The organism is Pseudanabaena sp. PCC 9330, from assembly GCF_055795045.1.
Genome location: NZ_JAYFES010000037.1, coordinates 1 through 243, shown reverse-complemented (window position 1 = coordinate 243; position 243 = coordinate 1). Strand labels below are relative to the sequence as shown.

Below are 243 nucleotides of genomic sequence, written 5' to 3'. Positions count from 1 at the left end.
CAACGATGTTGTAGGTCTCTTCTTCTTGGCCAAACTTGTAGCCGTAGTTCTGAGACTCGGTCTCGGTGGTCTCACGCACTAGCGAAGAGGTCACCAATGAACCGTGCATGGCGGAGAACAGGGAACCACCGAACACACCCGCTACACCCAACATGTGGAAGGGGTGCATCAGAATGTTGTGCTCAGCCTGGAACACCAGCATGAAGTTGAAGGTGCCCGAGATGCCCAGAGGCATGCCGTCAG

Annotated in this window: 1 pseudogene; it reads right to left on the bottom strand. The window is 55.1% G+C overall.

The window, feature by feature from the left end:
- A pseudogene (locus AC0QKW_RS00700) lies at positions 1 to 243 on the bottom strand (photosystem II q(b) protein); the annotation flags it as partial.